At 40.7% G+C, this 1,191-nt stretch carries 1 protein-coding gene and 1 pseudogene; both read left to right on the plus strand.

Annotation, left to right across the window (positions count from 1 at the left end; all coding sequences use genetic code 11):
- Positions 1–180 precede the first annotated feature (180 nt).
- A complete protein-coding gene (locus tag CVP05_RS09925) occupies positions 181–705 on the plus strand; it encodes a DUF6396 domain-containing protein (protein ID WP_341476359.1) in 525 nt (174 codons plus the stop codon).
- Positions 706–769: 64 nt separating this feature from the next.
- Positions 770–1,191 (plus strand): annotated as a pseudogene (locus CVP05_RS09930) (hypothetical protein); the annotation flags it as partial.

Raw genomic sequence — 1,191 nt, forward strand, 5'->3', positions numbered from 1 at the left:
CAAAAAACTGTTTATGAGTTAAATAAAGCCCTAGAAAAACAACTGCCTGCCACCGCATATTAGAATATATACGATTATTTAACTAACGGCTACGGTGTCAAAACTGAAAAAGGCGGACGGTTTGCTTATTTAAGAAAAGCTGCCGATTTAGGCAGTAGAGAAGCACAGTATGAATTAGCTATGATATTGTCCAGCCTAAATGATGATGAAACATTTACACTTAGAATAGAACTCTATAAAAAACTATTACATTGTGCCTCTATACAAGGCTTTGGCCAAGCGTCTGCAGTGTTGGGGAGCCAATATAAGTTTGAGGAAAAATATAATGAAGCCGTTAACAGTTTTCATCAAGGTACCAAAAATGGAAATGCTTTATCTGCTAGATACTTACGAGATGGATTTGAAAAAGGTATAAAACCTGATAATAAAAATGACTATTTAGCATTAAAACCAGATGAAGAACGCGTTACTCGATATAATATGATCGCCCGCTATCTCGCCGATCACGACTACCTCAACCCCAAAGTCCCGGAGTTAGACGAAATCGTTCCCCTTCCGCCGGCTAAGCTGCCGGCTTGGGACGGTAAAATCGCCTTTCAGCGTTGGTATGAAGGCGCTTCGCCACCAAAGCCAAGCGAGGAATTAATGCAAAAACTGGCCGACCAAGCGGGGCTTGATGTAAACACAGGACTGCCGAAAAAATAATAAAAACACACCGCACTTTCGCTTAAAATAAAGCAAAGTGCGGTGATATTTACTGGAGTTTTTTATGAAATTTAAGATAATATTACTGAGTTTAATCTGCACCGCCTGCGTACACCCCACGCAGAGCAACTCCGCGCGGGAAACCAAAACAAACTCTATCACAGATTTAACCTTTACTTGTGTGCAAGAAAGCCGACCGCCTCTTTCCCCCGAGACTCAACAGCTTTATCTGTATGCCTATTACCACGATTTACATAATATGTGGCTAGGCAAAAAAGGCGATGATGTTTGGAAAAGCACCGAACGATACTACCGAATCGCCGCCGCCAACGGCGATTATAAAGCCAACGTCAGACTACAATATTTAATTGAAAGCGGCAGGATTATAGTTAAAAAGCCACAAAAAGCCGTTTATGAGTTAAATAAAGCCCTAGAAAAACAACTGCCTGCCACCGCCTATTATAATTTATACGATTATTTAACTAA

This window comes from Conservatibacter flavescens (genome assembly GCF_002795425.1).
GTDB classification, from domain to species: domain Bacteria; phylum Pseudomonadota; class Gammaproteobacteria; order Enterobacterales; family Pasteurellaceae; genus Conservatibacter; species Conservatibacter flavescens.